This window comes from Aquamicrobium sp. NLF2-7, assembly GCF_022359935.1.
Classification (GTDB): Bacteria; Pseudomonadota; Alphaproteobacteria; order Rhizobiales; family Rhizobiaceae; genus Mesorhizobium; species Mesorhizobium lusatiense.
In genome coordinates this window covers 2,423,134-2,441,769 of record NZ_JAKSED010000001.1, presented here as the reverse complement: position 1 = coordinate 2,441,769, position 18,636 = coordinate 2,423,134, and the positions used below count along the sequence as shown (strand labels likewise).

General features: G+C 63.2%; 16 protein-coding genes. 10 read left to right on the top strand and 6 right to left on the bottom strand.

The features are described 5' to 3' along the window. The first annotated feature begins 22 nt into the window (after positions 1–22). The 7 genes from MIC97_RS25215 (at position 23) to MIC97_RS12005 (ending at position 7,346) form a co-directional block, all read left to right on the top strand. Positions 23–265: a hypothetical protein gene (locus tag MIC97_RS25215; RefSeq protein WP_239801182.1), complete on the top strand. Its 243-nt coding sequence runs from the start codon at positions 23–25 to the stop codon at positions 263–265. A 439-nt stretch (positions 266–704) separates the two neighbouring features. Further along, the gene (locus tag MIC97_RS12030; RefSeq protein WP_239800215.1) at positions 705–2,300 is read left to right on the top strand and encodes an ABC transporter substrate-binding protein; all 1,596 of its coding nucleotides are present in this window, start codon (positions 705–707) and stop codon (positions 2,298–2,300) included. Positions 2,301–2,596: 296 nt separating this feature from the next. Beyond that, positions 2,597–3,601 carry an ABC transporter permease subunit gene (locus tag MIC97_RS12025; protein WP_183826392.1) on the top strand — a complete coding sequence of 335 codons (1,005 nt, stop codon included), beginning with the start codon at positions 2,597–2,599 and terminating at the stop codon, positions 3,599–3,601. Positions 3,602–3,611: 10 nt separating this feature from the next. Next, positions 3,612–4,520 carry an ABC transporter permease subunit gene (locus tag MIC97_RS12020; protein ID WP_183826390.1) on the top strand — a complete coding sequence of 303 codons (909 nt, stop codon included), beginning with the start codon at positions 3,612–3,614 and terminating at the stop codon, positions 4,518–4,520. After that, entirely contained in the window at positions 4,520–5,368 is an 849-nt protein-coding gene (locus MIC97_RS12015) for an ABC transporter ATP-binding protein (RefSeq protein WP_239800214.1), read from the top strand. The genes MIC97_RS12020 and MIC97_RS12015 overlap by 1 nt, the downstream gene beginning before the upstream one ends. Then, a complete protein-coding gene (locus tag MIC97_RS12010) occupies positions 5,365–6,210 on the top strand; it encodes a dipeptide ABC transporter ATP-binding protein (protein ID WP_239800213.1) in 846 nt (281 codons plus the stop codon). Before MIC97_RS12015 ends, MIC97_RS12010 begins: the two co-directional genes overlap by 4 nt. A gap of 176 nt (positions 6,211–6,386) precedes the next feature. Then, complete coding sequence (locus MIC97_RS12005) at positions 6,387–7,346, top strand: DUF1402 family protein (RefSeq protein ID WP_239800212.1); 960 nt, start codon at positions 6,387–6,389, stop codon at positions 7,344–7,346. Positions 7,347–7,424: 78 nt separating this feature from the next. Here the strand turns inward: MIC97_RS12005 and MIC97_RS12000 are convergent, their stop codons facing one another. Together MIC97_RS12000 and MIC97_RS11995 are read right to left on the bottom strand one after the other, a co-directional pair. Continuing rightward, a complete protein-coding gene (locus tag MIC97_RS12000) occupies positions 7,425–8,798 on the bottom strand; it encodes a dicarboxylate/amino acid:cation symporter (RefSeq protein WP_239800211.1) in 1,374 nt (457 codons plus the stop codon). A 228-nt stretch (positions 8,799–9,026) separates the two neighbouring features. Beyond that, positions 9,027–11,306, bottom strand: a complete 2,280-nt coding sequence (locus MIC97_RS11995; protein WP_239800210.1) for an NADP-dependent malic enzyme — start codon at positions 11,304–11,306, stop codon at positions 9,027–9,029. Positions 11,307–11,453: 147 nt separating this feature from the next. On the opposite strand from MIC97_RS11995, the gene mutS reads away from it, so the two are divergent. Next, complete coding sequence (gene mutS / locus MIC97_RS11990) at positions 11,454–14,198, top strand: DNA mismatch repair protein MutS (RefSeq protein WP_239801116.1); 2,745 nt, start codon at positions 11,454–11,456, stop codon at positions 14,196–14,198. Between the two features lie 5 nt (positions 14,199–14,203). Here the strand turns inward: mutS and MIC97_RS11985 are convergent, their stop codons facing one another. Next, complete coding sequence (locus MIC97_RS11985) at positions 14,204–14,995, bottom strand: crotonase/enoyl-CoA hydratase family protein (RefSeq protein ID WP_239800209.1); 792 nt, start codon at positions 14,993–14,995, stop codon at positions 14,204–14,206. Between the two features lie 86 nt (positions 14,996–15,081). Here MIC97_RS11985 and MIC97_RS11980 point away from each other — a divergent pair, with 86 nt between their 5' ends. Next, positions 15,082–15,669 carry a TetR/AcrR family transcriptional regulator gene (locus MIC97_RS11980; protein WP_239800208.1) on the top strand — a complete coding sequence of 196 codons (588 nt, stop codon included), beginning with the start codon at positions 15,082–15,084 and terminating at the stop codon, positions 15,667–15,669. 63 nt (positions 15,670–15,732) lie between these two features. Further along, a complete protein-coding gene (gene map, locus MIC97_RS11975; RefSeq protein ID WP_239800207.1) occupies positions 15,733–16,485 on the top strand; it encodes a type I methionyl aminopeptidase in 753 nt (250 codons plus the stop codon). A gap of 31 nt (positions 16,486–16,516) precedes the next feature. Here map and MIC97_RS11970 read toward each other — a convergent pair whose 3' ends face one another. From MIC97_RS11970 to MIC97_RS11960, 3 genes are read right to left on the bottom strand one after another with little or no spacing between them, the layout of a single operon-like run. Further along, the gene (locus tag MIC97_RS11970) at positions 16,517–17,356 is read right to left on the bottom strand and encodes an aldo/keto reductase (protein ID WP_275592447.1); all 840 of its coding nucleotides are present in this window, start codon (positions 17,354–17,356) and stop codon (positions 16,517–16,519) included. Positions 17,357–17,376: 20 nt separating this feature from the next. Next, positions 17,377–17,685, bottom strand: a complete 309-nt coding sequence (locus tag MIC97_RS11965) for a DUF1244 domain-containing protein (protein ID WP_239800206.1) — start codon at positions 17,683–17,685, stop codon at positions 17,377–17,379. A gap of 16 nt (positions 17,686–17,701) precedes the next feature. After that, a complete protein-coding gene (locus tag MIC97_RS11960; RefSeq protein WP_239800205.1) occupies positions 17,702–18,499 on the bottom strand; it encodes an N-formylglutamate amidohydrolase in 798 nt (265 codons plus the stop codon). Positions 18,500–18,636: the final 137 nt, after the last annotated feature.

Here is an 18,636-nt window from a genome sequence, read left to right as displayed (position 1 = left end):
CCAGCGGGATAGGTCGCAAGCCATGGCTTCGGCCGCTCTTTTCCACCGGAAGACGGTGCTTTCTGCGCCGTTGCCTTCGCAGCCGGCGCAGCCTTTTTTGCAGCACCTCTGGTTACAGGCTTTTCAGCCGCGGGCCTGGCTGCCGCAGGCGCAGCTTTGTTTGCAGACGCGCCAGCGCTCTTCTTCGCCGGCTTCTTTTCTGCAGCTTTCTCCTTCGCGGCACTGGCTGTGCCTGCGACGGCCTTACTCTTTGCTGAACCTGTAGTTGCCTTGGCCAATGCGTCCTCCCTGGTTTTAGCTTCGGGACTGCGGTCTCATACCGGCTCGCTTCCAGCCGGCAGGCACTTCTTCTCCCCGCCATGCGTCATGGAAGTGCCACCTTACCCACCCTGCATGTTTCTATCTATGGCGACAAACATCCCGCTTGCAAGCCGTGCCGCAGCGGCAGGGGCGCGCGAATCTTGCATCCGGCACGTATAGCGGCCGGTTCGGAGCCTCCCTTCAAACACAGATGTCAAGTCATAATAAATCTCTGCCAAGATCAGGGCGGATCGAAAATTTCACCAGCAAGCGAATTTGTGAAATTTTATTGAAGTGACGCTGAGGCAGATCGACAAGGAGTTCCAAAGCCGACAAATCGGTGCTTATATGCTGCCTTCGCCAGGCTGATTACACCGGCTTGGGTAAATATCAGGGAGTCCTCAATGACCAAGAAGCTGACTATTGCGGCCGCGTTGCTGGCTGCAACCGTCATGGGTGGAGCAGCCAACGCAAAAACGTTTGTATATTGCTCGGAAGGATCGCCGGAAGGCTTCGATCCCGGCATGTATACTGCTGGCACCACCTTCGACGCTGCCGCTCACACCGTCTATAACCGCCTGCTCGAGTTCAAGCCAGGCACGACCGAGACCGAGCCCGGCCTCGCCGAAAGCTGGGAGATTTCCGACGACGGCCTTGAATATACGTTCAAGCTTCGTCAGGGCGTGAAGTTCCAGACCACCGATTTCTTCACTCCGTCGCGTGACCTCAATGCCGATGACGTGGTGTTCTCCTTCGACCGCCAGCTCAACAAGAACAACCCCTGGAACCAGTATGTGGCGGGCGCCTCGTGGGAATATTCCGAAGGCATGGGCTTCCCGACGCTGATCAAGTCGGTCGAGAAGGTCGATGACCAGACCATCAAGATCATCCTGAACCAGCCGGAAGCACCTTTCCTCGCCAACCTCGCCATGCCGTTCATGTCGATCGTTTCGAAGGAATATTCCGACAAGCTCGAAGCCGAAGGCAAGAAGGAGCAGATGAACCAGATGCCGCTCGGCACCGGTCCGTACAGCTTCGTCGCCTATCAGCAGGACGCCGTGATCCGCTACAAGGCCAATCCCGACTACTGGGGCGGCAAGCAGAAGATCGACGATCTCGTCTTTGCGATTACCACCGACGCTTCGGTCCGCTACCAGAAGCTGAAGGCTGGCGAATGCCACCTGATGCCGTTCCCGAACGCAGCCGACGTCGAGGCCATGAAGGCTGATCCGAACCTCAAGGTGGTGGAGCAGGAAGGCCTCAACATCGCCTATCTCGCCTACAACACCACGCAGGCGCCGTTCGACAAGGTCGAGGTGCGCAAGGCGCTCAACATGGCCATCAACAAGAAGGCCATCGTCGACGCCGTGTTCCAGGGGGCGGCCACCGAAGCCAAGAACCCGATCCCGCCGACCATGTGGTCCTACAACGACAACATCAAGGACGACGCGTACGATCCCGAAGCGGCGAAGAAGATGCTGGAGGAAGCCGGCGTCAAGGACCTCTCCATGAAGGTCTGGGCAATGCCGGTTTCGCGTCCCTACATGCTGAACGCCCGCCGTGCTGCCGAACTCATGCAGTCCGACTTCGCCAAGATCGGCGTCAAGGTCGAGATCGTCTCCTATGAGTGGGCCGAGTATCTCGACCGCTCCAAGGCAAAGGACCGCGACGGCGCAGTGATCCTCGGCTGGACCGGTGACAATGGCGACCCGGACAACTTCCTGCACACCCTGCTTGGCTGTGACGCTGTCGGCGGCAACAACCGCGCCCAGTGGTGCAACGAGGAGTTCAACGATCTCGTCGTGAAGGCCAAGGCCACCACCGATCAGGACGAGCGCGTCAAGCTCTACGAGCAGGCACAGGAAGTCTTCAAGCGCGAAGCTCCGTGGGCAACGCTCGACCACTCGCTGTCGGTCGTGCCGATGCGCAAGGAAGTCGAAGGCTTCCACCAGAGCCCGCTCGGCGACTTCGCCTTCGAGGGCGTCGACCTCGTCGAGTAAAGCTTTCCGGTCAGGAAGGGCGCCCGCAATGCGGGCGCCCTTTGCCATACGCGACAGCTGCCAGAGCTGGCGATTTTTACCAGCCGGCAGAATATGTATGGACATAACGCCGTAAAGTACGTTACGCGATTTCCAGGATCACGTCGGCTTCAGAAGTGTGATTTCTGCAAAAGCTCGCCGCGGCTTTGCTTTTTGGGAATTATGAGAAACAAAGAGGTGGGGAATCTCCGCGTTTCGAAGAAAAGCGGAAATACTCTGGAGATTGCTCCTCCCGAAGGACAACGCGAAGGTTCGTCATGCTTCGGTTTTTTCTGGGGCGGCTTGCCGTCCTGATCCCGACTTTCATCGGGGTCTCGATCATTGCCTTTTCCTTTATCAGGCTTCTGCCTGGCGATCCGGTCGCGCTGCTGTCCGGCGAACGCGTGATGTCGCCGGAGCGTCATGCCGAAATGATGCAGAGACTGGGCTTCGACCGGCCGCTTGTCGTTCAGTATTTCGACTACATCGGCGGGGTCCTGACCGGTGATTTCGGCACGTCTATCGTCACCAAGAAACCGATACTTGATCAGTTCTTCGCGCTCTTCCCCGCCACGCTGGAACTGTCTTTGTGCGCCATCATCATCGCCGTGGTCATCGGCATTCCGGCCGGCATCATCGCCGCCACGAAGCGCGGTTCCTTCTTCGACCAGTCGGTGATGGGCGTGGCGCTGGTGGGCTATTCCATGCCGATCTTCTGGTGGGGCCTGCTGCTCATCATCCTGTTTGCCGGCATATTGCAATGGACGCCGGTGTCGGGCCGCATCTCGCTGATGTATTTCTTCCCGCCGGTCACCGGCTTCATGCTGATCGACTCTCTGCTGTCGGGGCAGAGCGGCGCCTTCAAGTCGGCACTCAGCCATCTCATCCTGCCGTCCATCGTTCTCAGCACCATTCCGCTGGCCGTCATTGCCAGGCAGACGCGTTCGGCCATGCTTGAAGTTCTCGGCGAGGACTACGTGCGCACCGCCCGCGCCAAGGGTCTGTCGACTTTCCGCGTGATCGGCATCCACTCGCTGCGCAATGCCATGATCCCGGTCATAACCACGATCGGCCTGCAGGTGGGCGTGCTGATGGCAGGCGCCATTCTGACCGAAACCATTTTTTCCTGGCCGGGCATCGGCAAATGGATGGTCGATTCGGTATCGCGGCGCGACTATGCGGTGATCCAGGGCGGACTTCTGCTGATCGCAGCCATCATCATGGTGGTCAATCTGGTCGTCGACCTTCTCTACGGCCTCATCAACCCGCGCATACGGAATTGAGGGCCGCACCATGACAGACACAACAACTGCTGCCGGCATCGGAACCGATCCTTCCCTGAAGGCCCGTTTCGCCGAATTCTGGTTCTACTTCTCCGAAAACCGCGGAGCCGTCATCGGGCTGTGGGTTTTCATCGGGCTGGTGATCGTGGCGCTGCTGGCGCCGTGGCTGGCGCCACACGGAGCCGCGGAGCAATATCGCGATGCCGTGCTGATACCGCCGGTGTGGATGGAAGGGGGCAATGCCAGCTTCCTGCTCGGCACCGATCCCGTGGGCCGCGACATTCTCTCACGCCTCATCCACGGCACCCGCTACTCGCTGTTCATCGGCACGATCGTCACCACGCTGGCGCTCACCGGCGGCATCATCGTCGGGGTCATCGCCGGCTATTGCCGGGGCTGGGTCGACACCGTCATCATGCGCCTGATGGACATCATCCTCGCCTTTCCGTCGCTGCTTCTGGCGCTCGTGCTGGTCGCGGTTCTGGGGCCGGGCCTGACCAATGCGATGATCGCCATCGCGCTGGTGCTGCAACCGCATTTCGTGCGCCTTACGCGCGCTGCGGTGATGGCCGAAAAGAACAGGGACTATGTGGTTGCCGCCAAGGTGGCAGGGGCCGGGCACCTCAGGCTGATGTTCAGAACCATTCTGCCAAATTGCCTTGCGCCGCTCATCGTTCAGGGTACGCTCTCCTTCTCCAACGCCATTCTCGACGCGGCCGCCCTCGGCTTCCTCGGCATGGGGGCGCAGCCGCCGACGCCGGAATGGGGAACCATGCTGGCCGAAGCCCGCGAATTCATCATGCGCGCATGGTGGGTGGTGACCTTCCCCGGCATCGCCATTCTCGTCACCGTGCTGGCCATCAATCTGGTTGGCGACGGTCTGCGCGACGCACTCGATCCCAAGCTCAAGAGGTCGTGATGTCACTTCTCGAAATCAGGAACCTCACCGTCTCTTTCGAGACATCCACCGGCCCGTTCATGGCCGTTCAGGGCATCGACATCACCGTCGATGCCGGAGAAGTTCTGGCCATCGTCGGTGAATCCGGCTCCGGGAAGTCGGTGTCGATGCTGGCGGTGATGGGGCTGCTGCCGAAGTCCGCCACCGTGAAAGCCGACCGCATGGCCTTCAACGGCATCGATCTTCCTGGCCTCGATGCCACCCAGCGGCGCAGGATCGTGGGCAAGGACATCGCCATGATCTTCCAGGAGCCGATCGCCAGCCTCAACCCCTGCTTCACGGTCGGCTTCCAGATCGAGGAGGTGCTGCGCTTTCACATGGGCATGGGCGGGGCCCAGCGCCGGGCCCGCGCCATCGAGCTGTTCACGCTGGTCGGCATTCCAGATCCCGAGCAGCGGCTCGGCTCCTATCCGCACCAGATGTCGGGCGGCCAGTGCCAGCGCGTGATGATCGCCATGGCGATCGCCTGCAATCCGAAGCTGCTGATCGCCGACGAGCCGACCACCGCCCTCGACGTCACCATCCAGAAGCAGATCCTCGATCTCCTGATGAAGCTTCAGGCGGAAAACGGCATGGGCCTGATCATGATCACCCACAACATGGGTGTCGTGGCCGAAACGGCGGACCGCGTCGTCGTCCAGTATCGCGGACGCAAGATGGAAGAGGCGGATGTGCTGTCGCTGTTCGAGAATCCGAAAAGCAACTACACACGCGCCCTGCTCGCCGCCCTGCCGGACAATGCCGTCGGCGATCGCCTGCCGACCATTTCCGACATGATGTTCGAGCCTGCTCCGGGAGCCGCACGATGAGCACAGAACCCACACGCACCGTCATCGTCGAAGGCCGGGACATCAGGCGCGACTACCATGTGCGCGGCGGGCTGTTCACGCCGGCCCGCACCGTTCATGCGGTCAAGGGCGTCTCGTTCAGCGTCGAGAAAGGCAAGACGCTGGCCATCGTCGGCGAGAGCGGCTGCGGCAAGTCCACGCTGGCGCGCATCATCACGCTGATCGATCCGGCAACGTCGGGCGAGCTGCTGATCGAGGGCAACAAGGTCGACATCGCCGCGGAAGCGCTGACGCCGGACATGCGCCGCAAGGTGCAGATCGTGTTCCAGAACCCGTACGGTTCACTCAACCCGCGCCAGAAGATCGGCGACATATTGTGCGAACCGCTGGTCATCAACACGAATGTGAAGGCGGATGAGCGGCGCGAACGGGCCATGACCATGCTGAAGAAGGTTGGTCTCGGCACCGAGCACTACAACCGCTATCCGCACATGTTCTCCGGCGGCCAGCGCCAGCGCATCGCCATTGCGCGCGCGCTGATGCTCAACCCGTCGCTTCTGGTGCTGGACGAGCCGGTGTCGGCGCTCGACCTTTCAGTGCAGGCGCAGGTTCTGAACCTGCTTGCCGATCTGCAGGACGAATTCGGCCTCACCTACATCTTCATCAGCCACGATCTTTCGGTGGTGCGCTACATCGCCGACGAAGTGATGGTGATGTATTTCGGCGAAGCGGTCGAATATGGCTCGCGCGAGGCGGTGTTCTCCGACCCGCAGCACAGCTACACCAAGACGCTGTTCGCCGCGACGCCGCGCGCCGACGTGGAGAGCATCAAGGCAAGGCTGGCGCGCAGGAGCGCCGCCTGAGCGATGAAATTCAGCCGGGATGGTGGGTTCCCTGCCGTCCCGGATGCCTTCCCCACTCCGCTGATTGCCACATTTATGCAACGCAACGCCTCGTCTGTGCTGTCAGCGCGCATACGGCCTCGACTTGGACGCCCTGTTTTCATAGTTTGTGCGGCATCCATCCTCAGGCAGCACGCATGAAAAAATTCATACCCGTCGCAATCGCTCTGTTGGCGGCCGCCGTCGTCCTGCCTGTGAAGGCCGCCACGCTGGTGCCCGCGGGCAACCGTTCGGTCGAACAGCCGCCCATTCCCGGCGCGTCGAGCCGGCGAACGCAGGCGACGAGCACCACCTTTCAGGCCAAGTACCGCAAGATTTATGCGCTGCTGAAGAACGATGCCGCCCTGCGAGCCAAGATAAAGCAGGTGTCGGCGGCCTATGGCATCGAGCCCATCCATGTGGTCGGCGCTATCGTCGGCGAGCACACCTACAATGTCGACGCCTATGACCGGCTGCAAACCTATTACGTCAAGGCGATTTCCTATCTCTCCAACCGCCTGACCTTCTCCTACAAGGGCGAGGACGTTTCCGACTTCGTGCAGCGGCCCGAGTTCGACGCCTGCGATGGCAAGACCGATAGCGATACGCTGTGGCAATGCCGCGAGCGGGTGTGGAACAGATCGTTCCGCGGCAAGACGGTCGGCGGCAAGAGCTTCCCGAACGACCGCTTCGGAGCCACCTTCTTCCAACCGCTCTATGCCGGACAGACCTTCGGCCTCGGCCAGCTCAACCCGCTGACCGCACTGCAGATGAGCGACATGGTGAACCGCGTCTCCGGCCTGCCGAAGCTGGATGTGCGCGACCCCAACCAGGTCTACAAGACCATCATGGATCCGGATCTGACCCTGCCCTATGTGGCGGCGGTCGTGCGCAATTCCATCGATGCCTACAAGCGCATCGCAGGCTTCGACATTTCCCAGAATCCCGGCATCACCTCCACTCTCTACAATATCGGCGATCCCGAGAGCCGGGCGCAGGCGCTGCGGGCTGAAAATGCCCGGCGCGCCGCGGCAGGCCAGTCTCCCAAGCTGCCGCAGGAGAACTACTATGGCTGGCTGGTCAACGACCGGCTGGATGAACTCAAGAACCTCTTCTGACCCCGCACCGCAGTCCTCAGCACAATAAAAAGCCGGGACGGCTCAACACCATCCCGGCTTTTTTCTGAATGAGAGGCTTTATTCAGCGGGTGCTGCTGCCGGGCTGCTGTCGGGCTCGACGATCTCGCCGCGATCATAAGCGGCCTGATCGAGAATGCCCTGACGCTTGGCGACGATGGTCGGCACCAGCGCCTGTCCGGCCACATTCACGGCCGTGCGGCCCATGTCGAGGATCGGGTCGACCGCCAGCAGGAGGCCCACACCTTCCAGCGGCAGGCCGAGCGTCGACAATGTCAGCGTCAGCATCACCGTGGCGCCGGTGAGACCGGCGGTGGCGGCGGAGCCGATGACGGAGACGAAGACGATCAGCAGATAGTCCTGAATGCCGAGATCGATGCCGAAGAACTGGGCCACGAAGATGGCCGAGATCGCCGGATAGATCGAGGCACAGCCGTCCATCTTGGTGGTGGCGCCGAGCGGCACGGCGAAGGCCGCATATTCGCGCGGCACGCCGAGATTGTTCTCCGTCACCTGTTCGGTCAGCGGCAGGGTGCCGATGGACGAGCGCGACACAAAGGCAAGCTGGATCGCCGGCCACGCGCCCTGGAAGAAGCGCAGCGGATTGAGCCCGTTGGCGCCGAGCAGCACCGGATAGACCACGAACAGCACCAGCGCGAGGCCGATATAGATGGCTGCCGAATACCAGCCGAGCTGCGCCAGCGCATCCCAGCCATAGACGGCGACTGCATTGCCGAGCAGGCCGATGGTGCCGATGGGCGTGAGGCGGATGACCCACCACAGCAGCTTGTGGACGACCTTCAGGAAGGAGCGGTTGAAGGCGAGGAAAGCATCGGCGGCCGGGCCGACGCGCAGGGCCGCCACGCCGACGGCGATCGAGATCACCAGTATCTGCAGCACGTTGAAGCTGAGGCTGGTCGAAGCGCCGCCATCGGTCACTCTGGTCGATGCCGAAAGGCCGAGGATGTTGGAGGGGATGAGGCCCTTCAGGAAGTCCAGCCAGCTCCCCGTCGAGGACGGCGCGCGCGCCGCACTTTCGGTCACGGCGGTGTGCAGGCCGGGCTGGAGGATGAGGCCGAGCGCGATGCCGATGACCACGGCGATCAGCGCGGTGATGGCGAACCAGATGAGCGTCTGCCAGACCAGCCGGGCAGCGTTGTTCAGTTCACGCAGATTGGCGATCGACGCGACGATGGCGGTGAAGACGAGCACCGGAACCAGCGCCCTGAGCAGGGAGACGAAGGACGAGCCGATGGTCGACAGCGTCACCGTCAGCCAGTTGGCGTTGCCGGCGGCATCGGGGCCCATCTGGCGGGCGACATAGCCAAACGCAAGGCCGACCACCATGGCGACAAGCACCTGGACGCCGAAGGACGCATAAAGCGGTTTGGGTTCGCGCGGGGAACGCGAAACGGATGGGGTGGAGGAAGACATGTCCGGACCTTCTTTCAGGCGTGCCGGATCGGGTCCCGGCATGCCAATACGGGATTGGCCGGAATTTACAATGGAGTGCTTCTGCGTTCACCGGATGAATTTTTGGCAAAATCAGAGATAATAGAAATTATTTCTCACTTATAAAACTTGTGAGAAAATAATTTCTTCACGCCCGGGCATTTCTCCCGAGGCAGGACGGCCGCGCAATCACGGCCGCCCTGAAGAAAATCAGCTTCCGGCGGAGAAGGCTGCGATCGCCGCCATGTTGACGATGTCGCTGTCCTTGGCATTCAGCGGCACGATCTGCACCGGCTTGTTGAGGCCGACGAGCAGGGGGCCGATAACGGTCGAGCCGCCCAGTTCCTGCAGCATCTTGGTGGCGATGGAAGCCGAGTGGAAGGCCGGCATGACCAGCACGTTCGCCGGCGCGGTCAGGCGCATGAAGGGGTATTGCTGCATGGCGGCGGGGTTGAGGGCCACATCGGCCGCCATTTCACCGTCATACTCGAAATCGACGCGGCGCTTGTCGAGAAGCTTGACCGCCTCCTGGATGCGCTCCGACCGCTCGCCCTGCGGATGACCGAAGGTAGAATAGGCGAGCATGGCGACGCGCGGCTCATAACCCATGCGCCGCGCGAAATTGGCCGCTTCCTCGGCAATGTCGGCGATCTGCTGCGCATTCGGCATGTCATGCACGGCGGTATCGGCGACGATCACCGTGCGGCCGCGCGACAGCACGATCGAGGCACCGATGACGCAATGGCCGGGCTTTGCGTCGATGACCCGGCGCACATCTTCCAGCGCCGTCGAATAGTTGCGGGTGACGCCGGTGACGATGCCGTCGGCGTCGCCCAGCGCCACCATGCAGGCGGCGAAATGGTTGCGGTCGTTGTTGATGAGGCGCTGGCAATCGCGGAACAGGTGGCCCTTCCTCTGCATGCGCTCATAGAGATAATCGGCGTAGACCGCGTTGCGGCGCGACAGGCGCGCATTGATGATCTCGATGTTGGGCTTGTTGAGGTCGATGCCGGCATTGCGGGCATTTTCCTTGATGATGTCGTCGCGGCCCAGCAGGATCGCGGTGCCCAGCCCCTGGTTGACGTAGGAGACGGCGGCGCGCATGACCTGCTCTTCCTCACCTTCGGCGAAGACGATGCGCTTGGGCTGGCGGCGCACGCGGTCGTAGATGCGCTGCAGGGTGGACGCGATCGGATCGCGGCGGGCGGAAAGCTCCTGCGCGTAGCGGTCGAGGTTGACGATGGGACGGCGCGCCACCCCGGTTTCCATCGCGGCCTTGGCCACCGCCAGCGGTATGGCGGAGATCAGGCGCGGATCGAACGGCACCGGGATGATGTAGTTGGGACCGAATTTCGGCCGGTTGCCCTGATAGGCCGCGGCCACGTCGTCGGGCACGTCCTTTCTGGCCAGATCGGCCAGCGCATAGGCGGCGGCGATCTTCATCTCCTCGTTGATCGTGGTCGCCTGCACGTCCAGCGCGCCGCGGAAGATGTAGGGGAAGCCGAGCACATTGTTGACCTGGTTCGGGTAATCCGAACGGCCGGTCGCCATGATGGCGTCGGTGCGGATGTCGGCCACTTCCTGCGGGGTGATCTCCGGGTCCGGGTTGGCCATCGCGAAGATGATGGGGTTCTTCGCCATCGATTCCACCATGGCCGGCGTCAGAGCGCCCTTGGCCGAGAGGCCGAAGAAGACGTCGGCACCGTCCATGGCCTCGGCCAGCGTGCGCGCATCCGTCTTTACAGCGTGCGCGGACTTCCACTGGTTCATGCCTTCCTGACGGCCCTGATAGACGACGCCCTTGGTGTCGCACAGGATGACGTTTTCCGGCGCGAAGCCCATCGCCTTGATCAGTTCGATGCAGGCGATGCCGGCGGAACCGGCACCGTTGCAGACGAGCTTCGTCGTCTTCATGTCGCGGCCGGTGATCTCCAGTGCGTTGATCAGGCCGGCGGCGGAGATGATGGCGGTGCCGTGCTGGTCGTCATGGAAGACGGGAATGTCCATGAGCTCGCGCAGGCGCTGCTCGATGATGAAGCATTCCGGCGCCTTGATGTCCTCCAGATTGATGCCACCAAAGGAGGGGCCGAGATAGCGCACGCTGTTGATGAAGGCGTCGGCATCCTCGGTGTCGATTTCCAGATCGATGGAATCGACATCGGCGAAACGCTTGAACAGCACCGCCTTGCCTTCCATCACCGGCTTGGAGGCCAGCGCGCCGAGATTGCCGAGACCCAGAATGGCGGTGCCGTTGGAAATCACCGCCACCATGTTGCCGCGGGCGGTGTAATCGAAGGCGCGCGAAGGATCTTCGGCGATCGCCTTCACCGGAACGGCGACGCCCGGCGAATAGGCGAGCGACAGGTCGCGCTGCGTCGCCATCGGCTTGGTCGGCATGATTTCCAGCTTGCCCGGACGGCCGCGCGCGTGGAATTCCAGCGCCTCCTCGGGGCTGACTGAGGGGCTCGCGTTCTCGTTTATGCTGGGCATGTGCTAAAGGTTTCCTCACCGATGCGGCTGTTGCTCCCGCCGCGACTTGTTTTTGTGGAGTTTGCGCAATTAAGGCTACACTTCCCCGCCGTAAAGCGCCAAGCCAATGCATATAGAAATTTTGGAAACAGTTTCTTGAACCACGACATGCCCGTGCGTCCCGACAGCGTGACACAAGCCGTGCCGGCAGCAGCCGGTGCTACGCCGATGCCCGCGCTGGCAACGGCCGGCGCAACGCCGATGATGGAGCAATATATCGAGATCAAGTCGGCGAACCCTGATTCGCTGCTGTTCTATCGCATGGGCGATTTCTACGAACTGTTCTTCGACGACGCGGAAAAGGCGGCGCAGGCGCTCGGCATCGTCCTGACCAGGCGCGGCAAGCATCAGGGGCAGGACATTCCCATGTGCGGCGTGCCGGTGCATGCCGCCGACGACTATCTGCAGAAGCTGATCGCGCTCGGCTTCCGCGTCGCCGTGTGCGAGCAGATCGAGGACCCGGCGGAGGCGAAGAAGCGCGGCTCCAAATCCGTGGTGCGGCGCGACGTGATCCGGCTGGTGACGCCCGGCACGATTACTGAAGATAAACTGCTGGCGCCGGCCGAATCGAATTTCCTGATGGCGCTCGGGCGAGTGAAGGGTGCGGCGGACCAGGCTCATGCGCTTGCCTGGATCGACATTTCCACCGGCGCCTTCCGGGTCGCGGAAACCACGCATGACCGGCTGCTGGCTGACATATTGCGCGTCGATCCGCGCGAACTGATCGTAGCCGAGCCGGTGTTTTACGATCCGGAGCTGAAACCCGTCTTCGACGTGCTGGGGCGCGTTGCCAATCCGCAGCCTTCCAGCCTGTTCGATTCCACCTCGGCGCCCGCCCGTATCGCCCGCTTCTTCGAGGTGGCGACGCCGGACAGTTTCGGCACCTTCGGCCGCGCCGAGCTGTCGGCCATTTCCGGCATCATCGCCTATGTCGAGAAGACCCAGAAGGCGGAGCGGCCTCCGCTGTCGCGGCCCGAGCGCGAGGAAAGCGGCGCGACGCTGTTCATCGACCCGGCGACGCGCGCCAATCTGGAGCTTTTGCGCACGCTTTCGGGCCATCGCGAGGGCTCTCTGTTCAAGGCCATCGACCGCACCATCACCGGCGGCGGCGCGCGCCTTCTCGCCGATCGGCTGACGGCCCCGCTGACCGATCCGGCAGCGATCGCGGCGCGCCTCGATTCGGTTTCCTTCTTCCGGTCCGAACCGCGCCCTGGCGAAGCGCTGCGGGCGGCATTGAAGGGCGTGGCGGACATGCCGCGCGCCCTGTCGCGGCTGGCGCTCAACCGCGGCGGCCCGCGCGATCTCGGCGCGTTGCGGTCGGGTCTGGCGGCGGCTTCCGCAATCGCCGACATATTCGCCGGCACCAAGGTGCCGGATGAGATCGGAGACGCTTTACGCGCCATCGCCGCCCTGCCCTCGGAGCTGGCGCAGCATCTGCAACTGGCGCTGAGCGATGAATTGCCGTTGATCAAACGCGACGGCGGCTTCGTGCGCGCCGGCTACGATGCCGAACTCGACGAGATGCGGGCGCTGCGCGACGAATCCCGGCGCGTGATCGCCGCCATGGAGCGCGATCTGGCCGAGGAAACCGGCATCCGTTCGCTGAAAATCCGGCACAACAATGTGCTCGGCTACTATATCGAGGTGACGGCCAACCATCAGGCGGTGATGAATGGCACGGACCAGGCCAAGGCCCGCTTCATCCACCGCCAGACCATGGCCAACGCCATGCGCTTCACCACCACCGAGCTTGCGGGGCTGGAGAGCAGGATCGCCAATGCCGCGGCCCGTGCACTGACCATCGAGCTTGCCGTGTTCGAGGCGCTGGTGAAGGAAGCGGTGGCCGAGGCGCAAACCATCCGCGCCGGCGCGGAAGCGCTTGCCGTGCTCGACGTCTCGGCGGCGCTGGCGCTGCTGGCGGAGCGCGAAGGCTGGTGCCGGCCGCAGGTCGATGCAAGCCTCGCCTTCGAAATCGAGGGCGGCCGCCACCCCGTGGTCGAGCAGGCGTTGCGCCGCCTCGGCGAAGGCCCGTTCGTGGCCAATGACTGCAACCTTTCGCCCGAAGGCGACGGCACGCACGGCGCGATCTGGCTGCTGACCGGGCCGAACATGGGCGGTAAATCGACCTTCCTGCGCCAGAATGCGCTAATCGCCATTCTCGCCCAGACCGGCTCATTCGTGCCGGCCACGAAGGCGCATATCGGCGTCGTCGACCGGCTGTTCTCCCGCGTCGGCGCATCCGACGATCTGGCGCGCGGACGTTCGACCTTCATGGTCGAGATGGTGGAAACGGCGGCCATCCTCAATCAGGCCGGCGAGCGCTCGCTGGTCATCCTCGACGAGATCGGGCGCGGCACCGCCACTTTCGACGGCCTCTCCATCGCCTGGGCGGCGGTGGAATATCTGCATGAGCAGAACCGTTGCCGGGCGGTCTTCGCCACCCATTTCCACGAGATGACGGCACTGGCGGAGAAACTTTCCCGCCTGCACAACGTCACCATGCGGGTGAAGGAATGGGAGGGCGACGTCGTCTTCCTGCACGAGGTGGGCAAGGGTGCCGCCGACCGCAGCTATGGCGTGCAGGTCGCCCGTCTCGCCGGGCTGCCGGAAGCCGTGGTGGCTCGTGCCCGCGAGGTGCTGCACCAGCTCGAGGCCGGCGAGGTTTCCGGCAAGGCAGAGCGTCTGATCGACGACCTGCCGCTGTTTTCGGCCGCCGTAAAGCGCGAGACGACCAAACCCGCCCCGCGCTCCGACGCGCTTTCGCAAGCGCTGGAAGCGATGCACCCCGACGAGATGACGCCGCGCGAGGCGCTGGAAGCGCTCTACCGGCTGAAGGGACTGGCGAGCGCCTGAAAGCTTTAGCTGCCGGTGTAGACTGGCGTACGACGTCCGATCCACGCATCCAGTCCTTCATGGATGTCGGATGTGGCGGCCATGCGGGCAAACTGCTCGCTTTCGATCTGCAAGCCCTCGCCGATGGTGGCGTTGAGGCCGCGCGTCACGGCCGTGAGGATGCGTGCCGAAGCCAGCGGCGAGTGACGCAGGATGCGGGCGGCCAGATCGAAGGCGGCATCCATGAGATCGTCATGCGCGACCACGCTGTTGACGATGCCGATCTCCCGCGCCCGCTCCGGCGTGAAGCTGTCGCCGGTGAGCAGATATTCCAGCGCCCGCTTGCGGCCGGCCAGACGGGGCAGGCGCTGCGTGCCGCCAAAGGTCGGCGGAATGCCGATGTTGATTTCCGGCTTGGCGAAAACCGCCCGCTCGCTGGCGATGGCCAGATGCACGGATTCGGTGATCTCGCAGCCGCCGCCATAGGCGATGCCGTTAACCGCCGCAATGACCGGCTTCGGAAATGCCTCGAGACGGCTGGTCATCGCCTGCCCCCGCCGCACGAATTCCCGCACCGCGACATCGACCCCTTCGCGTACACTCTGCGCAAACTCGTAGATGTCGCCGCCGGCCGAGAAGGCACGCCCGGCCCCGGTCAGGATGACCGCGCCGATGCCGTCATCGGTCTCGATCTCGTCCATAAGATGCAGAAGGCGGTCATTGGTGGCGTAGTTCAGTGCGTTGAGCTTTTCGGGGCGGTTGAGGGTAAGCAGGGCGACCTTGCCGCGCCGCTCGAACAGAACTGTCTGCCTGGTCATGAGGTTCTCCGTGCCGTTGCATGTCTGCGCCAGCAGGGCTAGCATCCGCTCGATCTCATCTAAACTCACTAGTCGGTATACTAAGAATGGCCCGCAGCAGCAGTGACGCGACGCGCGACAGGATCGTAAAGGCGGCCAACAGCCTGTTCTACGGCAAGGGCATCCGCGCGGTGAGCGTCGACGCCGTCGCGGAAAAGGCCGGCATCACCAAGAAGACGCTCTATTATCATTTCCGCAGCAAGGACGACCTCGTCGCGGCCTATCTCGCCTCCCGCGACCAGCCCAATCTTGACGCCTTCGCCGGCTATTTCGAAGCGGCGCAAGGGTCGCTGCCGGCGCGAATACGGGCGATTTTCACCGGCATTGCCACGGCGGCGCAGCATCGCCGCTGGAAGGGATGCGGGTTCCTGCGCATCGCAGCCGAACTGGTCGACACGCCGGGCCATCCGGCGGTGAAGGCGGCAGGCACGCACAAGAAGCGGGTGGAGGCGTGGCTGGCCAAAATCATCGCCGCCGAAGGGCTTTCCGGTGCCGACCCTCTGGCCCGGCAGATCGTGCTTCTCATGGATGGCGCCTTCTCGACCATGCTCGTCCATCATGACGTCGCCTATATCGAAAGCGCCGGCGATGCGGCCGCTACGCTGCTGGCCAACGCCGCGCGCGAAGCCCGATGAGGCTTGCCGCCAGAACGCACGAGCCCTATGTGCGGGTATCGATTGACGGAAGGCCGCAGGCGCATGACCATTTCAAACGAAGACGAGTTCGATGCGCTGAAGGAGATCGGGCGTATCGTTGCCGATACGCTCAAGGCCATGGGTGCGGCTCTCGAACCCGGCATCACCACTGCGGAACTGGATCAGCTCGGCCGCAAGCTGCTGGAGCAGGCGGGCGCACGCTCCGGTCCTGAAGTCACCTACAGCTTTCCCGGCGCGACATGCATCAGCGTCAACGAGGAAATCGCCCACGGCATTCCGGGCAACCGCCGCATTGGCAAGGGTGACCTCGTCAATATCGACGTGTCGGCGGAAAAGAACGGCTTCTTCGCCGATACCGGCGCCTCCTTCACCGTGCCGCCGGTGGCGCGCAACATCGACCGGCTGTGCCGCGACGGCAAGCGCGCCATGTGGGCCGGCATCGCGCAGGTGGGCGCAGACAAGCCGCTTTCCGGCATCGGCAAGGCAATCGGCGCCTTCGCGCAGAAGAACCGCTACACGCTGGTGCGCAACCTCGCCAGCCACGGCGTCGGCCGCTCCCTGCATGAAGAGCCCGAATCCATCGCCACATGGCCTGACCGCTCGGAGCGCCGGATCATCAATGACGGCCTCGTCTTCACCGTCGAGCCCTTCCTGTCCCTCGGGGCGGAATGGGCGGAGAACGGCGAAGACGACGACTGGACGCTCTACAGCGAGCCCCGCGCGCCGACCGTGCAGTATGAGCACACCATCGTGGCGACCCGTTCCGGCCCGGTGGTCGTGACCCTGCCGGGCTGAAGCCCGCAGGCCAAATCACAGGGGCCGGCTTTCAGATCATTTCCAGCGGACGCTTGCGGGCGGGTGGCGCGAAGGCGCGGTCGAGCTCGGCAAGGTCTTCCGCGGTCAGGGTAATGTCCAGCGCCGCAACATTCTGGCGCACATGGTCCGGCTTCACCGCCTTTGGAATGGCGATGACGCCGCCGGCGCGCATCACCCATGCCAGCGCAATCTGCGCCGGGGTCGCAGCGTGGCGGGCAGCCACGGCTGCAACCGCGCGATTGTCCGCCAGCGCACCCTGCTCGATCGGCGAATAGGCCATGACCGGCATGCTGCGCTGCCGGCTCCATGGCAGAAGATCGAACTCGATGCCGCGCCGGCTGAGATTGTAGAGAACCTGATTGGCCTGACAGTTCGCGCCGGACGGCAGGCCGGAGAGTTCTTCCATGTCGCTGGTGTCGAAGTTGGACACGCCCCAGTGGCGGATTTTTCCGGCCGCTTTCAGTTCCTCGAAGGCCGCCACCGTTTCAGCCAGCCGCACGCCACCGCGCCAGTGCAGCAGGTACAGGTCGATGCGGTCGGTGCCGAGGCGTTTGAGGCTGCGCTCGCATGCAGCAATGGTTCCGGCCCGCGAGGCATTGGAAGGCAGCACCTTGGAAACGATGAAGAGGTCGTCGCGACGCCCTTTCACGGCCTCGCCGACAACCAGTTCGGCATCGGCATACATTTCGGCCGTGTCGATCAGCGTGACACCAAGGTCGAGCCCCAGTTGCAACGCCGCCACCTCATCGGCGAAGCTGGCTTTGTGATCGCCCATCATCCATGTGCCGAGACCGAAGACCGGCACGCTCTCGCCACAGGGCAGTTTCGTGGTTGGAATGGACACTTTCAGCCTCCGTCCGGAGTTGCATTTCAGTGATCTGCGGGCCTGTTCTGCTCAAAAGCCGTTTTCTGCTGGTCGGAAGCTTCAAGCTGATAGCGCGCGCGCCACTCTTCATAGGGCATGCCATAGACGATCTCGCGCGACTCTTCCTTTGACAAAGCCGTTCCCCCGGCCTCGGCCGCCTCGCGGTACCAGTTGGCAAGGCAGTTGCGGCAGAAGCCGGCGAGGTTCATCAGGTCGATGTTCTGCACGTCCGTGCGCTCGCGCAGATGCTGGAGCAGACGGCGGAAGGCGGCCGCCTCGAAGTCGCGCTGCCTGTTCTCGTCGATCTGCGTCATGGCTGTTCCTCCTCGTTCAGACGGGTCCGGTGCGCGAGCCGAAATGGCGCACCTGATGTATATCGGGGCGACGATTGATCGCTTCAACCACGGGAGCAAGGCGCTGCGCCCAGCCGGCCGCCATGGCGGGCGTCGCGATCAGGTCCTGCCGGATCTCGATCAGCGCATGCGGATAGCCGTTGACGATGGCATGGCGGAACATGGTGTCGCCGCGGAGGGCTCCGTCATAAGGCTCGTTGTCGCCGACGACGAGCGAGGGGTCTTCCCCCAAAGCGTCTATCAGCGGCCGCGCCACGCGATCGTCGCTGTCCCACAACACGCCGACATGCCATGGCCGGATCATCCCCTGCATCACCGGCGTGAACGAGTGAACCGAAAACAGGAAAGGGGCGCGTCCCGATCTCGCGGCCACTGATGCAGTCGCTGCCGAAACGGCGTCGTGATAAGGACGGTAGAACATGTCGAGCCGGCGCTGGCGCTCGGTTGCGGAAAGCGGATAGTTGCCGGTGATGATGGTGCCGTCGTAAAGCTGGCGGATCAGGGTGGGATCGTCCTCGCCGCGGTTGGGATCGATCAGCAGGCGCGAGAAACCGGCCAGCACCGCCGGCGCGCCAAGCAGGGCCGCGAGTTCACGCGTCACCGTCTCGACGCCGATGTCGTAGGCAATGTGGCGCTCGAATTCCTCATGCGGCAGGCCGAGCGTGCCATATTCCTGCGGCAGATCGCGCCTTGCATGGTCGCAAACCAGAAGAATGCCGCGGCTGGCATCGCCTTCGACCAGATCGAAAGGGGCGAAAACTGTGGATCGGGTCATGACTGGAAGGAAAGGTCCGTTTTTCGTTCCCGGCTGGATGATAGTTTCATCCCATGAAGAGGGCATCCATGCAATGCCGTGGTTTGGACAAGGTTTTTGTCAGAAATCCGCCGCAGCCGCCAGATCGCCGCGTCCGC